Raw genomic sequence first — 19,298 nt, forward strand, 5'->3', positions numbered from 1 at the left:
TCAGTGGCGGTGGTCGTCGCGTCTGGGCTGTGGCTACGCGGCGTACGCGGCGGTCAGGGTCGCGGCGGGGACGCGGCGGGGCAGCCGTTGCGGGATCCGCGTTCGTAGGCGCGTGGCGGTGCCGGTGAACCAGCCGACGAAGCCGCCGCAGTCGCGGCCCGGCCTCTGTAGGGCGAGGTTGCCGGTGGGTGCCGGCTGCGGCAGGTGTGGCGTTGGTGCGCCTCGTGCGGCGCGCATCGCCCGTTGTGCTTGCCTGGCGGCCGAACACGGCCCGGCTTGGTTGGCGCACTGCAGGTTGGCGCACCGGCTGCTGGGTCCGGGTTGGTGTGCGGTGAGGACGTCCACGGCCAGCCGCCACAGCAGGGGGTCGCTGACGTCACTGGGGACGAGGGCGCGGTGAGACGGTCGGATTCGGCTGCGGTCAGACATGGTGGATGACCTTCCGTCGGGTTCTGGGCAGCGGTCACCATCCGGCCGGGGGCGATCGCGTGGTGCCTGATAGCCGCCCTGGACAATGACCTGGTTGATCGACGCTCTTCTCTCGGCCAAGGTCAAGTCGTCTACCTAGGTGGTGCCGTAGGGGGCACGGTGTGCGGCGCGCCGGTGAGGTCGGGACCCGCGCTCCCGGCAGGCCGTCGGCGGCCCTCAGGAGGCCGCCGGCATGATTCGGCCGGGCCTGCTGGTGGTCTGGATGAGACGCGCCAGTGCGGAGCGAGTGGCCGGTGCGTCGTCGTGGTCGTCGTGGTCGTCGACGCGGACCACGGGGTGCGGTTCGCGTCGCAGCCTCGTGAGCCGGTAGCTGCGGCGGTCGGCGTCGACCGCGTCAACGCGGCGGATCTCGTGCAGGTCGTCGGACTCGACGAGGACGTCCTCGTAGCAGACGGTCCAGGCCAGCAGGCGGAGTCCGGGGGTGGGATCGGCGAGGAGGTTCGTGATCAGGTCGATGTCGACGCAGGCCGCGAGGGTGGGCCGGGCGACCGGCTGGTTGATGTCGAGCGCGGTGGTGAGGTCGGGCAGGAGGTCGGCGAGTCCGGCGCGGTAGCGGCCCATGCGGGTGTCGTTGAGCGGTAGGTGCACGGCCCGCATCTGGCGTCTGGTGCCGTGCGGTGCGGTTGGGGCCGGCCGGTCCTGGATGAGCAGCAGGAGAGGCGGGCGGCCCCAGCCGAGTAGGTCGGCGTTGGCCTCAATGTGCAGCAGGCACCCGGTCAGGGTGTGGACGGTGTTGAAGGACATCACGGGGATCTGGCTCCTTGACATACGCGAAGCCCCGCAGGCCGAATCGCCTGCGGGGCTCCTGGTGCGTGCGCGGACGTGGTGCGGTTGGCGTCGGGGGCGTGTTACCGCAGGTCGCGGTAGCGGATGAAGTTTCCCGGCGGCGTGGCGTGGTCCGGGTCGTGGGCGCGGACGCCGCAGCGCTTGCGTTTGGCCAGGTACATGGCCTGGTCGGCAGCGTGCAGGAGGTCGCGGGGCAGCATGTCCGGCTCGGCGAGCGCGTACCCGACGCTGGCGGTGACGATCACCTGCTGCCCGGCGATCTCGTACGGGAGTTCCGAGATGCGCCGGTGGGCGGCCTGGGCGGCAGTCTCGACCTCGCCGTCGTGGCCGTGCACGACGAGGGCGAACTCGTCGCCGGCGAGATGCGCGGCCAGGGCCACCGACGGCCCGAGTGCCCTCAGGCGGCGTCCGACCTCGCGCAGCAGGTCGTTGCCGTGCTCGTGGCCGTAGGTGTCGTTGACCTGCTTGAACCGGTCCAGGTCGATGAGGACGAGCCCGAGCGGTTCCCCGAGCGAGAACGTGGCCTGAAGGTGGGTCCACAGGGCCCGCCGGTTCGGCAGGTCGCTCGTGTCGTTGTGCGTGGCCAGCCGATGCCAGTAGGACCGGTCACGGTCGCGGGCAGCCAACGCGCGCCGCTGATGGTGAATGATGTGCCGCTGCCGGGAGAGCAGTGCCGCGGCGACGGCGAGACCGGCGAGGATTCCGCCGGCCGCGGTGAGGTACGAGCTCAGGTGACACACTTGACGTCGCTCCTTCTGAACTAAGGAGCACCGGGGCGGGCGTGGTTCCGCCAAGTTCGACGCCCGCCCCGGGCTACCAGCGGTAACGGGTCTGCTAGGTGGTTGCCGGGGCGAGTTGGAACGTTGCTGGCCTCTCGGCGACCTGAACGGCGACACCGTCGGTGACGAGCTTGTGCACGGCGTTGACGACCGCGCCCGCGCTGGCCTTTGCCGAGTCGGTGCCCTCGTTCGCCTGGTCGATGGCCTTGCACAGTTCGCTGGTCTTGAACGGCTGGCCGGGATGGGCTTCGAGAACGTCGAGGATGGCCCCGCGCAGGCTGCCCTTGGACCGGCGCGGCTTCCCGCCACCTGACGCGCTTGCTGCCTCGGACGGGCTGCTGGGCGCAATGGGTTCGTCGCTGCCCGCCGGGTCCAGACTGGGCCCGAGTTCTACCTGACCAGACGCGTCGGCTGCGGGCGGATTCTCGGCGTCGGCCGGGGAAGCCTCGCTCGCCTCCGTTGTGGTCGGTGCCTCGGGGACGTGGTCCGGCTTGGCGAGTGGGTCCTGTAGGACTGGCCGGCCCGCGTCGCTGTCCGACGCTGGTCGGCGTTCGTCGTCCGGCTGGAGACTGGTCGACTCGTCGTCCGGTCTCGCCACCGAGGCGGCGTTCGCCGCCTCCGCCGGTCCGGGGGCCTCGTCCGGTCCGTGAGCCTCGTCGCCGTTGTCGTCCGTCAGTGCGGGGGGCGGGTCGCTCCTGGCGTCGGTCGTGGTCGCCTGCGGGTCGCCGCTGTCGGTGCTGTTCGCCGCGTTCGCCACGTGCCGCCAGAGCGTGCGGCCGTCGTCGGCGCGCAACGGTTCGGACTGGCCTGCCTCTGCCAGGGTGCGAAGTCGTTTGGTGGCCGTCGAGTAGCCGACGCCGGCGCGCTGCGCGATCGCGGCGGCCGTGTCCTGGCCAAGTGCTGCCAGAGCGGCGGCGACCTTGTCGAGGGCGCTGGGCGCCGCGGTCTGGTCGGTGGGGTTGTCCATGAGTCCTCCCTGTGGCTGTTGTTGCGTCTGCCGGGATGTGGCGTGCACTGATCCACGCTTCGATGACGCCTCGTGATCAAGTGCGGTGACCGGATCTCGGGATGCCGTCGACGCTCGGGGCCTGCCAGGCCCCCGTGCTGGTGGGCGGTGCGGCTATGGCTGGCCGAAGACGCGGTCGCAGCGGCTCGGGTCGACCGGCAGCCACGGAAGGCCCCAGCCGATCCGGTACCGCCCCCGGGTGGGCTCGACGAGGTGGACGCCGCCGCCGAGGGACACCGGACGGGCGATGGTGAGGGTGTGTCCGTCGAAGCCGACGGTGCGCCAGTCATCGCCGACGTAGGTGGCCATCGCGTCGAACGTCTGGGTAAGGGCGATCACGGCCTCGTGGTCGAGGGCGAGTTCGAAGCTGCCGTTCCACCAACCGGTCACCGTCGCGAGGTAGCCCTCGTGGTAGCGGTGGAAGCCAGGGACCGGTTCGTAGCGCAGCCACCGACCGGAGAAGACGGCTGTGCTGCCCTGACGCGGCGTGTAGTCAGGACTCGTCACCGCTGGCCCTCCTGCGGGTCGATATCGCCAGCGGTGGAGGAGGCGCCGAGGTGACTCGCGGCCGCGACCTTGCGGACGCTGGACCAAGCCATCCCTGACGCCTGCGCCGATTGGGCGAGCCAGTCGGCCGCGTCTTGCAACCATGCGCGGATGTCGTCGACGGCGTCGATGACCTCGCTGCGCCCCTCGCTGTCATCGAGGCTGGCGAGGTGTGCCTGGCGGGCCTGGTCGAGGAGGTAGGAACCGATCTGTGCGTGCACCCGGGCGAGCAGCCGAGTGCTGCGGTGCAGGTGCCCGATCAGGGATGCGACGTCGGAGGGTGCCGGCAGGGTGAGCAGCGCGCTGAACGGTCCGGTGGCCGTGTGCAGCCAGCGGGTGAGGTGCTCGGCGGCGGTGATGGCGCTGCCCAGTCGGGCGGGGTTGTAGGGACCGTCGACAGCGAACAGGCGGCTCAACTCGTCGAGCCAGGGGTTGGTCTGACTGTCGACCGGAAGCGGGTCGGCCACGAGGGCCGGCTGGGAGTGCTGGCCGTCGGCAGCCGCGCAGATCGGGCTGTTGTCCGCCAGATGCCACCACGGAATGCCGCCGCGGTAGGCGTTGGTCCAGTGCGTGGCGGGTTGGTCTGCCACCGGCTCATCGCAGACGGGGCAGATCGGAAGGTGAATCATGGAGCGGTGTCCCTTCAGGCAGGGTGATGACGGCGACCAAGGCCTGGTCGCCGACGGCTCGGTGAGGTGCGCAGGGGTTGGTGCCGGCGCTCGCCGGCTTCCGCGCAAGAGGGAAAGGGCGGCCGTCTCGCTGGCCGGCAGCGCAGTCAGCGCCCCTGCCAGGGGCGGCTGGCACGCCGGGGCGAGATGCGGCGGCTCGCGGGGTGCCTGCCGATACCGTGAGCCGGTCGCCAGGATGGTGAGCAGGGTGGTGCGCCAGTGCGTGCAGCGGCCCAAAGCTGCGCGATGAGGTGCGCGTGGATGGCTAGCGGTTCGCGGCGCCGCCTCGCGGGGCGCGGACGCAGGCGGCGGCGAGGCGTTCGACCTCGCCGATCAGGACCATGACCCGGCCCGTCGGGCCTGTCTCCTTCTTGGCGGGCTCTGTCAGAGCGCGACCGCGAGCAGTCGCTGGTTGGTGTCGATGGCGTCGAGCAGCCGGTTGGCCTGTTCGAGGTAGGTCACCCGGTCGGCCATGGCGTCGCTGGCCGGGGCCAGCTTCGCCCCTTCGGCGGTGATCAGCGCGTCGCCCGCGAGGGCGCTCAGGGCGCTGTGGTGCTGGTAGGCCATGCAGCCGGCCTGGTACATCTCCAGTTCGCTGAGGCGGATCTGCCCGGCGCCGTAGGTGGCGGCGTTGTGCATCCGGATGGCGTTGACCCGGGGCTGATGGGTGAAGTCCGCGACGGCCGTGTCCCACGGGTATTGCTGCGGGTCCGCTAGGTGGCGGGCCTCGTAGACGTGCCACGGCGTGGCGTTGCGGGTGCCGTGCACGGCGCGGCTGAACAGTTGGTGGCGGATGCCCGCCCCGACACCGGCGGCGTGGCGCATGCCGGTCAGGTCGAGCAGTCGCGCTGGTCCGCCGGCGCAGTAGGCCGGGCGGCCCTTGCGCAGTCCGAACATCTGGCTGCGCTGCCACAGGTGCAGGGCGGGGCTGGCCCAGAAGCGGGGCGACAGCGTGCCCTGCACGCCGAAGTTGCGGTCGAGTTGGTGTGCGGTCAGGGACTCGCGGGGCAGGTCCCCCGGCACGCAGACGATCATGGTGTGGATCGTCGCCGTCGGTGTGACAGCCGGCGAGGTGGCCTTCCTGGTCGGGTTCTTGGGCACGAGTGGTCCTCCTTGGGGGTGGGCGCGTCAGGGCGCGCGGAGATGACCGGCCCACTGGGGTGCGTGGGTCGGGTTGCGGAGAGGTGCGGTGCGGGTTGGTGGGGTGCGACCTGGGGTCGCCGCGCGGCGCGGTGCCGACCGGCCCCGGGAGGGGCGGGTGGGCGAGGCGCACCGGTAGGTGCGGCGGTGGTTCCGAGGTGGGACCGGACCGGGGTGGGGATTTATGAGGGGGGTGTTAGTGCCGTGAACGGTAGCGGTCTGTTCTGTCAGGCCGATCCGACGAGTTGATCGCCGGAAAGTGGGGTTGACCTGCGATGTGGGGCATTCCGGCTCATGGGGCAGCCGTCGTCGGCGCGGACGCTGTGAGCCTTCATGGCTCTCACAGATGACCTTGTTTGCTGACAGACGTCGGCGACGGTAGTCGGCTTGCCGGAGGTGCTCACTCTGGCAACTGTCGGCGCGCTGGCCGGCGGTGTGAGTTTTACCGGTGGTCGAAGCGCCGCGGGTTGGTGACCGTGTCGGGGCCGTGGTCGCAGGGCAGCTCGTGCAGGTACCGCCGGTGGCTGGGGTCCGAGACGAGGGTCCACACCCGACCTGCCGGGTCGGGGCCGTGGACGGCGGTGGCGATCGGGCTGGCGGTGCGCAGTCCGGCGAGCACTGCGAGGAGGCTGGCCTCGCGGCGCCGGCTGGGGACCCAGAACAGCACGGGGTAGCGGGGGCCGAAGGTGGTGAGGCGTTCGTAGCCGCGCAGCTTGGCCACGACCCGGGCCAGGTTCTCGGTGTCATTGTCGTGCTCGAGGAAGAAGCCGGTCGAGGTGTCGCCGACGGTCCAGACGCCGTGCCCGTCGGGGCGGATGCCCGACTGGGCGTAGACGGTGGTGGCGTGCTGCTCGGACCACCAGCGCGACAGCCGGGCGTTGGGTGTGTGGCGGGCGGTGGCGATGAGGTCGGTGAAGAACTGGTTGACGCCGAGCAGGTGGTTGACCTGGCCGCTGGCGGCGATCCGCTTGGCGCGTTCCAGCGAGCTGCGCGGCGCTTTGCCGCTGGTGCCGGTGGGGTCGTGGTAGACGGTTGGGTGTAGCTGCAACCCGACGGGGCCGAGGGTGTAGAGCAGTGACCCGTATCGGCCGTGGGCGCCGCTGCGGCCGAATCGGTGCAGCACGTCGAGGCGGTGCAGGATCGTCAGCCGCCGTTGGGCGGTGCGCCGGGTGTCGAAGAGGGCGCTGGTGATTTGGGCGGTGGACAGCAGGTAGTGCTCGGCGAGCAGCCTGAGGAGGGCGTGGTCGCGGGGAACGATGCGACCGAAGACGGCTAGGGGATCGGGGTTGCGGGAGGCGGGGGGAACACGGGAGTACACGACGGTTGCTCCTGGGCAGGATGGGGTTCCCCTCCCGGTCGGGAGGGGTGTCTGGGACGAGGGAGGCCGGTGCGGAGGGCCTGTCACGGGGTGTGTGCGGCACTGACAGCCCAGGTCAACACTGTGCTGCGGATGCCCGGCGGTCACCCGTGACGATCCCGATGGTGAGCCGGTGCGCGACCCGGGCGACGCCACCGTCTGACAGAGACAGTTAGCTCCGGTCGCTCTTCGGACGGGAGCGACGGTCGTTGGGTCTGCGGCTGAGCCGTTCGACGAGGTCGTCGACGGCGCTAGTGTCCTGGCTCGGTACCGCCGCTGCGGCGGCCTGACGGATGACGGTCGCCTCCCCGACGATCGGCTTCGGCGGCCGGGTCTTCATGGTGAACGCCGGGGTCTGGCGGCCGTTGACGACCAGCCGCGCGGCGGCGGTGTACGCGTCGAGGTGGGCGAGGTCGTGCTCGCCCAGTTCCGGCAGGGTGTGCCGGGACAGGACTCTCGCGTCTTCCGGCGCGACGGTGAAGTAGATCTTGTTGCGGGCGTTGGCCGACGCCGCGGCGAGCAGGTCGCGGGGGAACTGGGCCAGGTCCTGGTGGGCGAGCACGAGCGACAGCCGGTACTTGCGGGCTTCGGCGAGCATCGTGTCCAGGGAGTTGGCCAGGGTCAGGAAGTTTTGTGCCTCGTCGATGATCAGGGTCGCGTCGCGGCGCCGGTCGGGTTCGACGCCGGCGCGGGCGGTGGTGGCTTGCCATACCTGCGCGAGGATCAGGGAGCCGAGCAGCCGGCTGGTGTCCTCGCCGAGCACTCCCTTGGGGATGCGGACGAGCAGCACTCCGCCGTCGAGGACGCGGCCCATGTCGAAGCTCGATTTGGGGTAGCGCATGGTGCGTTTGACGAAGTCGCGCAGCAGGAACGCGCGCAGCCGGGCGAGGACCGGTCCGATGACCTGCGAGCGGAGGCTGTCGTTGAGGCTGTCGTACCACTGCCAGAAGCCGCTGAGCCCGGCCGGGTCGTCCAGGTCCACCGTCATCGCCGAGCGGAACTGAGGGCTGTTGAGCAGCGGCGGGATGTGTTGCAGGGTGACGTTGTTGTGGCGCAGCAGGGTCAGGCAGGCCACCCGCATCACGTCGTCCATCCGCGGTCCCCACGCCTTGGCGAAGATGTTCCCGAAGATCGACACGAGGTTGTCGACGACCAGGTCAGGGTCGTCGCCTTCGAGAGGGTTCAGCGTCGGCGGGTTGTCCTGGTCGGGGTCGAAGAGCACGACGCGGTCGGCGACGGTGGCGGGAAGCCGGTCGAGGATGTCCAGGACGAGGTCGCCGTGCGGGTCGATGACGACGGTGCCGCGGCCGGCCTTGATGTCGTCGAGAGCCATGTTGACCAGCAGCGTGGTCTTGCCGGAGCCCGTGGAACCGATCACATGCATGTGATACCTCGCGTCCGTCACCGACAGCCCCACACTGTGACCACCGATTTCGGCGTCGCCGAGCATCTTCACCCCACGCCCGCCGCCGGGCACGGCGACCGGCGCCGGCATGGACGCGGCCCGCGCCCGGTCCAGGCCGGGCACCGCGAGGTCCTGCGGCAACGCGGCGAGGGCCGCGAGTTCCGGGGCGGAGGTGAGGAATCCGGGGCCGAGGCGGCGTGCGGCGAGGACGGCCACCGGCGCTCGCATGCGGGCGCGGTGGGTGAGCCGGTTGCGGCCGGTGTGGATGGCGAACGCCGAGGCGAGAGTGTCGGCGATGCCCCGCAGCCGGCCACGTGGGTCGGCGCCGGGACGCCGGTTGGTGGTGGCGACGGCGTACCGGATGCCGGTCTGCCACAGCGGATGCGCCGTCTTGTCCAGGATCGCCCGGACGTCGCGCTCCACGGTGGGATCCCGACGGGACACGGACGCCGTAGACCGGCCGGTGCCGCCGCTGCCGGACAGGAACGCGTCCAGCACCCACAGCACCGGCGCGGCCGGGTTGATCGCCGGTACGGCGGTGGTGCCGGCCCGTAGCCGCCCGGCCGCGCGGCGGGCCCGTGCCGCCCGCCGGGGTGTGGCCGGGCGGGCGAGGACCTGCACGCAGGCGTACTCGCCGGGTTTAAGCTGCGCGCCGGCGGCCATCAGCGGGCGCAGCGGGTCGGTGTCGTGGTCGGTGGCCAGCGGCAGCCACTCCGCGTACACGGGCAGCAGGTGCCCACCCGCCGCGGGGTGCGCGTCCAGGGGGATCGGCGGCGGGGGGTTGTCGTCGGTGGTGGTGGCCGAGCTGGGCCACGCCGCCCGCACCGCGGCCTCGACCGCTCCCGGGGGGACGGTGCCGGGAACCCAGATCGAGATGAGCAGTTGCCGGCCGGACCACGTGTACTGCCACACGACGTGCGGGGCGCCGTGGAGCAGGCGCCGCCGCCGTGACGGGGTCAGCACGCCGGCCAGGTTCGCCCACAACGCGCCAGCGCTGTGCGGGTCGACCTCCGGCGGCGGCGCGATCGTCACGAGGCGCGCGCCGCGGGCGTGGTGGCGGAGCCGCCCGATCTCGACCAGGTTGCGGACCGCGATCCACACGATCAGCCCGCCAGCGGCGACAGCCGCCAGCCACGGCCGCTGTGTGGCCCACACAGCCGCGTCAAGCACCGCGGCCGCCGCTCCGGTAGGGGGCGGGACGGGGCCGGCGCCCGGCCCGCTGGTGGGGCCGGGCACCGGGGATACGAGCGCTGAGCTGAGGGCTTCGGTCGGCGGTGTCACAGATCGCCCTCCTCCTCGTCGAGGTCGGCCAGTTCGACCGGATCGGTGGTGCACAGGGCGTGCTCCGCGTCGGAGGCGATCGACTCGAAGCTGGTCCTGCTCGCCCCGGAGATCAGCAGCCCTTGGCCGCGGCGAGTCGAGAGCAGCAGCCGCCGCTCACCGTCGGTGAGCCCGAACGCCTCGCCGACGGCATCGATGGCCTGCGGCGCCTGCCGCAGCAGCACCTGGGTGGAGGCGTTGGACACCACCGCCTGGCCGAGATCGGTGCCCAACACGTCGGCGGCGTCCTGGGTAATGACGGTCAGCCCGGCGTTGCGCTTACGTGCCGCCTTCGACATACGGAACAGGAAGCGCGCGCCTTCGCCGTCGCGCATCAACAGCCACGCCTCGTCGACCACCACGAGCCGCCGCCGCGACGGGCGTTGTGGGGCGTCGACGGTGCGCCAGATCGAGTCCAGCGCGAGCAGTGTGCCGACGGTGCGCAGTTCGTCGGGCAAATGCCGCAGCGACCACACGACCAGGTGGCCGACCGGCGCCTGAGTAGTGGGTGCGTCGAACAGGTCGGCGAAGCTGCCCTGCACCCACGGTGCGAGCCGGGCGGCCAGCGTCGCGGCGGCCGGGTCGTCGTCAGCGCGCAGCGTGGCGGCGAGGTCGCGCAGCAACGGCGCGGGCCGGTGGTGCGTGGCCGGGTCCGCGGTGATCCCGGCGGCACGGTAGACGGCGAGGATGGCCCGGTCCAGCGCGGCTCGCTCCGCCGGTGGCGGCCCGTGGCCGAGCAGCACGCTGATGAGCGTGTGCAGGAACAGAGCGCGGCGGGTCAGCGTGTCGGGACGCCGGTCGCCGACGGGCAGATCCAGGGGGTTGATCTTCACGCCGGGCAGGCCCAACCGGACGATGCTGCCGCCGACCGCGTCGGCCAGTCGCAGGTACTCGTCCTCGGGGTCCACCACCGCGACCTGCACACCCTGGTAGAGGTTGCGCAGGATCTCCAGCTTCACGAAGTACGACTTCCCGGCCCCGGAGCGGGCCAGGACGATCGAGTTGTGGTTCTCCTGCGTCCAGCGGTCCCACCAGACAATCCCGGCGCTGGCCGGGTTGATCCCGTAAAGGACACCGCCGGTGGCCGGCGGGTCGCCGGGCAGCGGAGCGGGCAGGTCCGGGCTCGACAGCGGAAACGCGGCAGCGAGGGCCTGGGTGTCCATGGTGCGCAGCATCCGCAGCCCATCCGTCGCGAGGGGCAGGGTGGTGGTCCAGCCGGGAAGCTGCCGCCACGTCGCGGGCTGCACCTCCAGAAGGGTGGACGCGGCGGCGGCCCGGACCTGCGCGCACGCCTGCAGAAGTTCGTCTTCGGTGCGGGCGTGCACGGTCAGGTACAGGCCGACGCGGAACAGCTTCGCCGCGCCGCGGGCCAGCCGCTCGGCCAGGTCACCGGCGTCATCTGCGGCGGCGTCGACGTAGGGGTCGGCGAGCTTGCCGCGCTCGGAGTCGGCCCGCCGGGACGACTCCAGCCGTGCGCGTTGTTTGCGGAGCCGGTCGGCGGCGATCGGGGACGGCAGCGGCTCGATGTGCAACGCGAGGTCGAGCCGGCCCGGCCAGGACAGCAGCGGCTCCAGCCACGCCGGGCCCACTTCGGCCGGGTATCCGGTCACGACGAGGGTGGCGGCGAAGCCGTCGCCCACGCGCAGCCACCGGGGTGTGACCTCGACCGTGGCTGGCGCGACCGCCGACGCCAGCGAGTCCGGCTGCGGCTGCGCCTTGTCGTCGCCGAACAGTCTCTTCCTGATCATCGTTGGCTCCTTGTCCTGCGGGTGAGGGCCGCCGCGGTGATGACGGCGTCGGGCGCGGCCAGGCCGCCCGGCCGCGGCGGCCGGTACGGGTCGGCGGCGCCGGCCAGGGCGGCGGTGACCGCCGAGCCGTCCAGCACCCGCGGACTGACGCCGAGGCCGGCCAACGCCCGCACCGTGTCATCGGCTCGCCGCCGCGCGGCATGCGCGCGCTCGCCGGCCGCCGTCCGGGTGACGACCAGGACCTGCCGACGCAGCGGGTCCCGCCGGGCGGCGAGGTCGCCGAGGAACTCCGCATGATCGGCGCACGCCTCGCGCAGCCGCGGATGCTGTTGGGCGTCCACGGCGGCGGCGAGAGCCCGGCTGTGGGAGGCCAAGTCGACCGGTTGCGCGGACACGACGATCTGCGTCGGCGTCGACAGGCTGTTGAGCCACCGACCCCACCCCTCGATCAGGGCCGCCTGCTCGCCGGGTGTGCGCAGCGCGAGGTTCACCGTGGTGGTACCGACGATCGCCGCCCGCGCGCCACCGAGGCTGACCTCCCCGTCGTCGTCGATGGCGTCGGCGGGCAGCCGCAACGGCGCCGGCAGCGGCACCCGGCCGCGCTGGGGCGTGTCGACCCAATCCGGCGCCCCGGTATCCGCCGCGATGCTGGCGTTCGACAGCGACCGGGGGGTGCGGGTGTGGCGGATTGCGTGCAGCAGCCACACATCCATGGACAGGCCGTCGCGGCGGCCCAGCGCCAAACCGATGACCAGCCCGCCGAGCACCACACCAGCACCGATGAACACCGGCACCGGCACGACATCGTGCAGCGTGCGCCACGCGGCGTAGAAGCACAGCGCGCCGGCGGCGACGATCGCCAGCTGGTGGAACGTCAGCCCGTAGGCGACCTTGTCGGGGGCGTCGACGTCGGCGGGCATCCGTGCCCTCAACGGCGCTTCCGGATCAGGTCGGGTCATCTGATGCTCCTCCGAAGGGTGTTCAGGCCGGGGACGGTGCGGGCCAGCTGCTGCACCACGACGACGCGGACCACCGCGCCGAGCATGGTGCTCGTGCTACGTCCGGTCTGGCCCGCCCAGCGGGCCAACAATGTGGGGATCTTGACGGTGGTCCAGAGCAGCACCACCACGACCAGGAGGTTCACTGTTCCGCCCGGGTCGACGGGCAGGCCGAACACGGGCAGCATGGTCGCCGGGTCGAGCAGTGTCTGCTGCCCCGCGGTGAGGAAGAACGCCTGCGCCACGGGGATCGCCAGACATCCGGCGTAGGCGCGCCACCACAGCCGGGCGAGGGCGTCGGTCTGCGGCAGTGCGTGGCAGGCCAACGCCAGCGGCGCGATGCTCGTCATCACCAGCAGCGCAACGAACCGGCCGATCAGCTGGAACGCGGCCGTCACGACCAGGACGGTGATGAGCAGGATCAGGATCAGGAACAACAGTGGGACGGTGCGGTCCTGTGCCGCCGCGAGGTGGGTGCGGATCGCGGTGAACGCGCCGTCGCCGTCGTAGCCGCCCTCGCTGATCGCCGCGGTTAGGGCGTTGGCGAGATCGATGAGCTGGTCGCAGGCCAACTGGGAGAAGTGCGCGGCGGTGAACCCGACGACCAGTCGCGGGAGGAGGTCCTTGATCGTGTACCGGGATTGTTCGTCGCCGCCGGCGACCATGACGAGCAGGCCGGCGGCGACGAACGCCAACACGAAGACGGTGTCCACGATCCAGACCGACCGGCCGGTGAGCGCCTGCACCTGCGGCAGCACGGTGACCTTCGGTGTGGTGAGCAGAATGCCGGTGATGAGGTCGAAGATCGCGTTGAGGCAGGCCAGGATAGCCGTGGTGAGCCAATCAAGAACATGGTCGAGGACCCATCCCATGACGATCAGCCCCCCACGATGCCCCGGACGACCTGCAGCAGGATCGGGGCCAGGACGGCCAGGCCGTAGCCGACCAGCGCGTTGCGCAGGGCGAGATTGCCTTTCTCGACCTGCGACGGGTCACCGCCGGCCGTGGCCCGGTATACGCCGGCCAGGACGAGGAAGAGGGTGGCGATGGCGGCCAGGATGCCCATGACCCAGGCCTGCAGATTGGCAATCACCACGGGCAGCGAGTTCGCCGCCAGGTGAACGGCGGCACCGGGATCGGCGTTCGCGGCGGCCGGGGCGGCTAGCGACAGGCCGACACCGCCCAGCGGTAGAGCCGCACGGAGTGCGAGACGAACGACTCGCGGGATTCGGAGAGTTTGCTGTGGGGTGCGGGACATTGCGGTTCACCTCCCGCCGCGCCCCGGCCACGAACAGACCTGACCGGGGGCGGCGATTGCTCGAAGCGGTCCGATGGGACCGCCGCCGGGCGCAGGCGAGCAGCGCACGAACCGCGTAAGCCCCGGGAGGAGCTCGTCCTCCCTCATGGGTGGGTTGCGGTCATCAATGTGGTGTCAGCGCATCAACTAGCGCGGCACCCGAGGCGCGCGGATCGCGGCTGCTCGTGTCGCCCGGCGGCGGGCGGGACCGGCGAGCGGTACAGCCCGCCGAAGTCCCGCACCCCCAAACCGGGATTTGTGAGCCTGGGCGAACACTTGCCGCGCTCACCCCGGTCCAGGCAGGCCTCACAGGGCTGGTGAAGGGCTATCACTGCTCGACAGCCTTGCCTGCGGGCGAGGACTCGCAGCCGGCTCGGAACCGCTGTGTGCGAGCGGTGTGAGGGCCGCCGGGGCTCACAGTTCTTGACAAGGCCGAATTGGCTCGCCCGTCCGTTCCAGGGTGCTTAGGACGACGGCGGAAAGCTCCGATCGTCGGAGCGGAGGGGTACGGCTGAGCGGTGCCTGCGCCGCAAAACGTGCCGGCGGGCAGGTCTGCTGGCAATCCTGCGCTGGTCTTCTGCTGCCAGCGCTGGGTGCTACCTCCGGAGCAGTTCTGCTGGGACGGGCGCTCGGCAAGCGGAAACGGCTGTGGCCCGACGGTGCACGTCGGGCCACAGCCGTGCCGGTTGGATGTCAGGCGGCTGCGGCAGCCTGCTGCCGGGCGGCTTCGCGGCGGGCGGCCGCGGCACGTCCTGCGCGACGCCCGCCGCGCTGCTCGGCCTGCTGCCGCAGCCGCGCCGTGGTCTCCGGCGACGCGACCCCAGTGAGTAGCCCGTCGGCGAGGGCCTCGGCGACGCGGCTGTCGATGCGTGACAGCCGCATGCGCAGGGCGTCCACGCTGACACCATTCCTCGCGGCTATGGGCTCGATCGCCCGTCGACCGAGCCGCACGTCGATATAGGGCTGCTCGTCCTCGGGGTCGACGATCCCGAGGGTCACCGCGCGGCGGACCAGGAGATCCGGATGCCCGTACGGCACCGGCGGGGTGCGGGAACCGAGGGCGAGGTGCTCGATGTCCTGCACCGGCAGGCACTGATGCTGCTGCAGCCGCAGGTCCCGCCCGGCTCGCCACGCCGCCTTGCACAGGCTCGCGTACGGCGCGGGTTTGCCCAGGTCGGCCCGGTCGCGAAGCGCGGTCAGGAACCCGGTCAGGATCTCGGCGTCGATATCGGCTGGGTCGCCGGTGTAGCCCTCGCCCAGGTGGGCCGCGTACCGCTGCAGCGCCGGCATCGCCATGCCGACCGCGGCGATGACCCAGTGCGGCCCGTCGAGGCGGGCGCGTCGGATCAGCTCGCGCCACACCTCGTCACGCGCCGTGTAGGCGCGGGGGTGGCGCAACAGCCAGTCCCGCAGCGCGGGCAGCGGCATCACCGGCTGCGGCAGACCCGCGTCGCAGAAGAACGCCGTGCAGTCGAGAGCCAGCGGCGCGGGCTCGCAGGTCAGCGCGGCGAAGGCGGTCGCCGCCGCGTCGAGGGCGGACGTCGGCCAGTTCATAGCGTCGGACACGCTCATGTCAACACTCCTGTGACACCGAAGGGATGCGAATGCCGTCGCCGGCGTTGTCACGGCGATCGGTGGCATCGATTGCGCCACAGCAGGCTCACACGGTCCTGACAGAGCCGCTCAGGGCGCTATTCGTCGCCCTCGACTGGGCCTCTGTCAGTGGCCCGCCCGCACGGCGCGCCACCGCCGCTGATCGTTGGCAAGAGCCTGACAAAGGTCGGCTGACCTGCCCTGTGACACCCTGACGGAGTCTGTGACCGCGCGGTTCGAAGGTGGTGGCACAGGCTCACGTCGTGAGCCGCGAGATGGCGCGGACGACCTCACAGGGGACACACGCGGCCTGCTGTGACAACCGGGTCGGCTCACAGCGCCGCTGTCACCGCTCGCCGGGGACGGCCCGCGCGGACTGCCGACGTACCCGTGACAGTCGCGGGCAGGCTGTCACCGCTGGACATCCCGCACCCTGTCACAGGCGACGCGCCGCGCCGATGACAACGGCCCGGCACACGAAGTTCGGCAACCTCTCACAGTGCTGGGCAACGCTCATCCACGTCGACGCCCGACGCGTTCTCTCCAACCGGCGCCGGCACCGTCAGGGCGTTCTGTCAGTGACCCAGCGTCACAGACAGAAATGAGTGGGAACGACGCCGGTCCCGTCGCGGTAGGCCACCTGCCGATGGCTGCCGCCACGTCCCGCGCACCAGGCAGGACGACGGAAATCGGGACCAGCCGCTGCCGGGTCGAGCGTTGTGAGCGGTTGTGGGTTCGGCAAGTGTTCGCCGAGGCTCACAAAACCCGGTTTGGGGATGTCAGCGCTTCACGGCGCGGCGCGGAGCCGACAGCACATGAGCGCGCACACGCCGCACCCACACCCGCAGGCCGACCACAGCGAGCCGGCCGACTCCACTCTCATCGACCTGATCGCCGGCGACCCGCCGGTACCGATCACGGTCTGGCGCACGGCCCGTACCGACGCCGACCCGCACACCATCCTGCCCACCCGTCTGGCCTACCGCCTCGTCGCCGCCTACAGCCGGCCCGGGGAGGCGGTGGCCGACCTCACCACCGACCACGTCCTCGCACCCATCTGCACCCAGGGCGGTCGCCAGCACCACCGCGCCTGGTTCACCGACAGCTCCAGCCTGATCATCGGACCCGCCACCGCCGGCCCGCCGGCGCCCACGACCGCAACCAACCCGCTCACCGCGCCCGAGCCGGAGGCCGGCGACGCGCAGGACCCGCCCGAGTTGGTCGACTGGTTCGGCGACGACCTCACCGACCCCGACCTGCCCGGCGCCGACGCCACGGTCATCCGGCCGCCCCACGACGGGCCGCTGGACGCGGCCATCAGCCTGGTGGTCGCTCCCTGGCCGCTGCACGAGGCCGGCACGACCGCCCGGGTCCGCCTCGCCTGGCTCCTCGCTGCCTGCGCGCGGCTGCTGCGCCCCGGCGGCTGCCTCGTCCTCGTCGTCGGCGTCCCCGCCGGTACGCAGCCCACGCCGGAGGACTTCGGGCCGCTTGTGGCCGCCGCCTCCGCGGCGGGACTGGGCTACCTGCAGCACATCGTCGCCGTCGAGGCCGACACCGACGGCGACCAATTCATCTACTTCGGCACTGATGAGGAGCTGCTCACCCTGGCCCACGCCAACCCCGAGCAATGGTCGGTCGCCCACTTGCGGGTGCACGCCGACCTGATGGTCTTCACCCCGCCCTCGACTCCCGCGGTTGGCGTGGGACGGCGCCGTGGCCGCGACGGCGGTGAACGCCATGGCTGAGCACACCACCGCGGGATCCTTCGGCGCGAGCGAGCCGGACACCGATAGCCCCGCCGCCGGCAGGGATCACCCGGGCCGGCACCGCGACTACGAAGGCCGCCACCGCGCCGAGACCAACAGCCTGTCGGTCTGGGCCACCGCCCAGTCGACCGGCCCCGTCCAACGACGCGGCCGGTACGTGCCGGAATCGGTCAAGCATCCCGCCCGGATGCTGCCCGCGATCGCCGCCCACGCTATCGCCGCCTACACCCAGCCCGGCGATCTGGTCCTGGACCCGATGTGCGGCATCGGCACCACCCTGGTCGAGGCCGTCCACGCCGGCCGCGACGCCTTCGGCATTGAATACGAGCCGCAATGGTCGAACCTCGCCGACGCCAACATCCGCCACGCCCACGACCAGGGCGCCAGCGGACGCGCGTCGGTCATCCGCGGCGACGCGACCCGGCTGATGTCGCTGGTGCCGAAGGCCCTCACCGGGCAGGTGGCGCTCGTGGTCACCTCACCCCCGTACGGGCCGACCGTCCATGGCCTCGTCCGCCCGGGCGAGCACGGGGTCGTCAAGTACGACGACCGGTACAACGACGGCGAGGACAGAGGCAACCTCGCCTACCGCGACTTGACCGGCCTCGCCGACGGGTTCGCTGAGATCCTGCGCGGCTGCACGACCCTGCTACGACCCGGCGGCGCCGTCGTGGTCACCGCCCGCCCGTGGCGCAAACGCGGCGAGCTGGTCGACCTGCCCAGCGCCGTCATCGCCGCCGGCCTGCGCGCCGGACTCGTGCCGACCGAGCGGTGCGTCGCCCTCCTCGCCGCCGTCCGTGACGGGCAGCTCGTCGCCCGCCCGTCGTTCTTCCAACTCCAACAGGTCCGCAAGGCCCGCACGTCCGGGGTGCCGATGCACCTCATCGCCCACGAAGACGTTCTGATCTTCACCAAGACCCGTACGCCTGAGGGCGGATCCGGGGTGGTCGCGTGAGTCCCCCCACCCACCGCTACCTGTCCCTGGGCGCCGGCGTGCAGAGCTCCACGCTCCTGCTGCTCGCCGCCCAGGGCGCGATCTCCGGGTTCACCGCGGCGATCTTCGCCGATACCGCCTGGGAACCGGCAGCGGTCTACCGGCACCTGGACCGCCTGACCGGCATCGCCGCACTGGCCGGAATCGAGGTGGTGCGCGTCAGCGCCGGTGATATCCGAGCTGACGCGCTCGACCCACGCCACCGGTTCGCCTCCATGCCTCTGTTCACCCTCGGCCCCAACGGTGAGCGGGGTATGGCCCGCCGGCAGTGCACCTCCGAATACAAGATCAAACCCATCAAGGCTGAGGTGCGGCGCCGGCTGGGATACCCAAACCCGAGGCGCGTCCCGGCAGGGGTCCGGGCAGAGGTCGCGATCGGGATCAGCCTCGACGAGATCGGTCGAGCCCGCGACTCCGACGTCGCCTACATGCACAACGTGCACCCGCTGCTCGACGTCGGCTGGCGACGCACCGACTGCCTACGCTTCCTGGCCGAGCACGGCCTCGCGGACACCCCGAAGTCGTCGTGCGTGGGCTGCCCGTTCCACGACGACGGCTTCTGGTTCGCCCTGCGCGAGCACAGCCCGCAGGAGTGGGCCGACGCCGTCGCCTTCGACTGGTCCATCCGCAACGGCTCCGCCCGGGCCAACGCCGAGGGACACCCCTTGCGCGGCCAGTTCTTCCTGCACCGGCAGCGAGTGCCGCTCGACGAGGTACAGCTTCGCCCACGTCCGCAACCGGCGGAAGCGCCTGGTTGTGGCCCCTGGTCCTGCCCACACGGCGAGCCGGTGACAGGCGACGCCGGGCGCGGGGAGGTGACGTGAGCATTGCCCACACCACCGCCCCCCGCATCGGATCGCTGTGCACCGGCTACGGCGGCCTCGACATGGCCGTCGAGCTGGTGCTCGGCGGCCAGCTCACCTGGTATGCCGAAACCGACCGGCACGCCCGCACCGTCTGCGCCTACCACTGGCCCGGCGTGCCCAACCTCGGCGACATCCGCACCGTCGACTGGACCCGCGTCGAGCCCGTCGACGTCCTCACCGCCGGGTTCCCGTGCCAGGACATCTCCAACGCCGGTAAGCGCGCCGGCATCACCGGAGAGCACTCCAGCCTGTGGAGTGCCGTCGCCGACGCCGTTCGCGTCCTTCGACCGCCGCTCGTGTTCGTGGAGAACGTCGCCGCCCTCCTGCGGCGAGGCTTCGACGTCGTCGAAGCCGACCTGGCCACGATCGGGTACGACACAAGCTGGACGTGCCTACGCGCGTCCGACATCGGCGCCGCCCACCGCCGCGACCGCCTGTTCCTGCTGGCCGCACCCACCCCACAGCGGGGCGGAGATGCGGACGCTGCCGACACCCTGCGCCCGTGACGGCAAAGGACCCGGCCACCAGCACGGCCTGCCC

Annotated in this window: 18 protein-coding genes; 4 read left to right on the forward strand and 14 right to left on the reverse strand. The window is 71.8% G+C overall.

From position 1 onward, the window contains the following. Window positions 1-33: 33 nt before the first annotated feature. The 14 genes from ACLQ29_RS31640 to ACLQ29_RS31705 form a co-directional block, all read right to left on the reverse strand. Window positions 34-237: a hypothetical protein gene (locus ACLQ29_RS31640; protein WP_425775042.1), complete on the reverse strand. Its 204-nt coding sequence runs from the start codon at window positions 235-237 to the stop codon at window positions 34-36. A 408-nt stretch (window positions 238-645) separates the two neighbouring features. Next, entirely contained in the window at window positions 646-1,233 is a 588-nt protein-coding gene (locus ACLQ29_RS31645; protein WP_425775043.1) for a hypothetical protein, read from the reverse strand. Window positions 1,234-1,337: 104 nt separating this feature from the next. Beyond that, a complete protein-coding gene (locus ACLQ29_RS31650) occupies window positions 1,338-2,015 on the reverse strand; it encodes a GGDEF domain-containing protein (protein ID WP_425775044.1) in 678 nt (225 codons plus the stop codon). A 94-nt stretch (window positions 2,016-2,109) separates the two neighbouring features. Further along, window positions 2,110-3,021, reverse strand: a complete 912-nt coding sequence (locus ACLQ29_RS31655; protein ID WP_425775045.1) for a MarR family transcriptional regulator — start codon at window positions 3,019-3,021, stop codon at window positions 2,110-2,112. A 153-nt stretch (window positions 3,022-3,174) separates the two neighbouring features. After that, entirely contained in the window at window positions 3,175-3,567 is a 393-nt protein-coding gene (locus tag ACLQ29_RS31660) for a hypothetical protein (protein WP_425759441.1), read from the reverse strand. Next, entirely contained in the window at window positions 3,564-4,196 is a 633-nt protein-coding gene (locus ACLQ29_RS31665) for a hypothetical protein (RefSeq protein ID WP_425775046.1), read from the reverse strand. The genes ACLQ29_RS31660 and ACLQ29_RS31665 overlap by 4 nt, the downstream gene beginning before the upstream one ends. Before the next feature lie 462 nt (window positions 4,197-4,658). Then, window positions 4,659-5,375 (reverse strand): hypothetical protein, encoded by a 717-nt coding sequence (locus ACLQ29_RS31670; protein ID WP_425775047.1) that lies wholly within the window; start codon window positions 5,373-5,375, stop codon window positions 4,659-4,661. Window positions 5,376-5,856: 481 nt separating this feature from the next. Further along, window positions 5,857-6,732, reverse strand: coding sequence for a replication-relaxation family protein (locus ACLQ29_RS31675; RefSeq protein ID WP_425775048.1), 876 nt, complete (start codon window positions 6,730-6,732; stop codon window positions 5,857-5,859). Between the two features lie 211 nt (window positions 6,733-6,943). Further along, window positions 6,944-9,412 carry a type IV secretory system conjugative DNA transfer family protein gene (locus tag ACLQ29_RS31680; RefSeq protein WP_425775081.1) on the reverse strand — a complete coding sequence of 823 codons (2,469 nt, stop codon included), beginning with the start codon at window positions 9,410-9,412 and terminating at the stop codon, window positions 6,944-6,946. A 41-nt stretch (window positions 9,413-9,453) separates the two neighbouring features. Continuing rightward, entirely contained in the window at window positions 9,454-11,244 is a 1,791-nt protein-coding gene (locus ACLQ29_RS31685) for a VirB4 family type IV secretion system protein (RefSeq protein WP_425775049.1), read from the reverse strand. Then, window positions 11,241-12,164: a PrgI family protein gene (locus ACLQ29_RS31690; protein ID WP_425775082.1), complete on the reverse strand. Its 924-nt coding sequence runs from the start codon at window positions 12,162-12,164 to the stop codon at window positions 11,241-11,243. The genes ACLQ29_RS31685 and ACLQ29_RS31690 overlap by 4 nt, the downstream gene beginning before the upstream one ends. 35 nt (window positions 12,165-12,199) lie before the next feature. Further along, window positions 12,200-13,114 (reverse strand): hypothetical protein, encoded by a 915-nt coding sequence (locus ACLQ29_RS31695; protein ID WP_425775050.1) that lies wholly within the window; start codon window positions 13,112-13,114, stop codon window positions 12,200-12,202. 5 nt (window positions 13,115-13,119) lie between these two features. Then, entirely contained in the window at window positions 13,120-13,500 is a 381-nt protein-coding gene (locus ACLQ29_RS31700; RefSeq protein ID WP_357347205.1) for a pilin, read from the reverse strand. 732 nt (window positions 13,501-14,232) lie between these two features. Next, window positions 14,233-15,111, reverse strand: a complete 879-nt coding sequence (locus ACLQ29_RS31705) for a hypothetical protein (protein WP_425775051.1) — start codon at window positions 15,109-15,111, stop codon at window positions 14,233-14,235. Between the two features lie 836 nt (window positions 15,112-15,947). Between ACLQ29_RS31705 and ACLQ29_RS31710 the strand changes: the two genes are divergently transcribed. Genes ACLQ29_RS31710 through ACLQ29_RS31725 form a run of 4 tightly spaced genes read left to right on the forward strand, consistent with a single transcriptional unit; the run spans window position 15,948 to window position 19,264 of the window. Next, window positions 15,948-16,877: a hypothetical protein gene (locus ACLQ29_RS31710; protein ID WP_425775052.1), complete on the forward strand. Its 930-nt coding sequence runs from the start codon at window positions 15,948-15,950 to the stop codon at window positions 16,875-16,877. Further along, window positions 16,870-17,853, forward strand: coding sequence for a TRM11 family SAM-dependent methyltransferase (locus tag ACLQ29_RS31715; protein ID WP_425775053.1), 984 nt, complete (start codon window positions 16,870-16,872; stop codon window positions 17,851-17,853). The genes ACLQ29_RS31710 and ACLQ29_RS31715 overlap by 8 nt, the downstream gene beginning before the upstream one ends. Then, window positions 17,850-18,716 carry a hypothetical protein gene (locus ACLQ29_RS31720; protein WP_425775054.1) on the forward strand — a complete coding sequence of 289 codons (867 nt, stop codon included), beginning with the start codon at window positions 17,850-17,852 and terminating at the stop codon, window positions 18,714-18,716. The genes ACLQ29_RS31715 and ACLQ29_RS31720 overlap by 4 nt, the downstream gene beginning before the upstream one ends. After that, the gene (locus ACLQ29_RS31725) at window positions 18,713-19,264 is read left to right on the forward strand and encodes a DNA cytosine methyltransferase (RefSeq protein WP_425775055.1); all 552 of its coding nucleotides are present in this window, start codon (window positions 18,713-18,715) and stop codon (window positions 19,262-19,264) included. Before ACLQ29_RS31720 ends, ACLQ29_RS31725 begins: the two co-directional genes overlap by 4 nt. The last annotated feature ends 34 nt before the right edge of the window (window positions 19,265-19,298 follow it).

Origin of the sequence: Micromonospora sp. DT228 (assembly GCF_049841595.1) — a bacterium.
Classification (GTDB): Bacteria; Actinomycetota; Actinomycetes; order Mycobacteriales; family Micromonosporaceae; genus Micromonospora.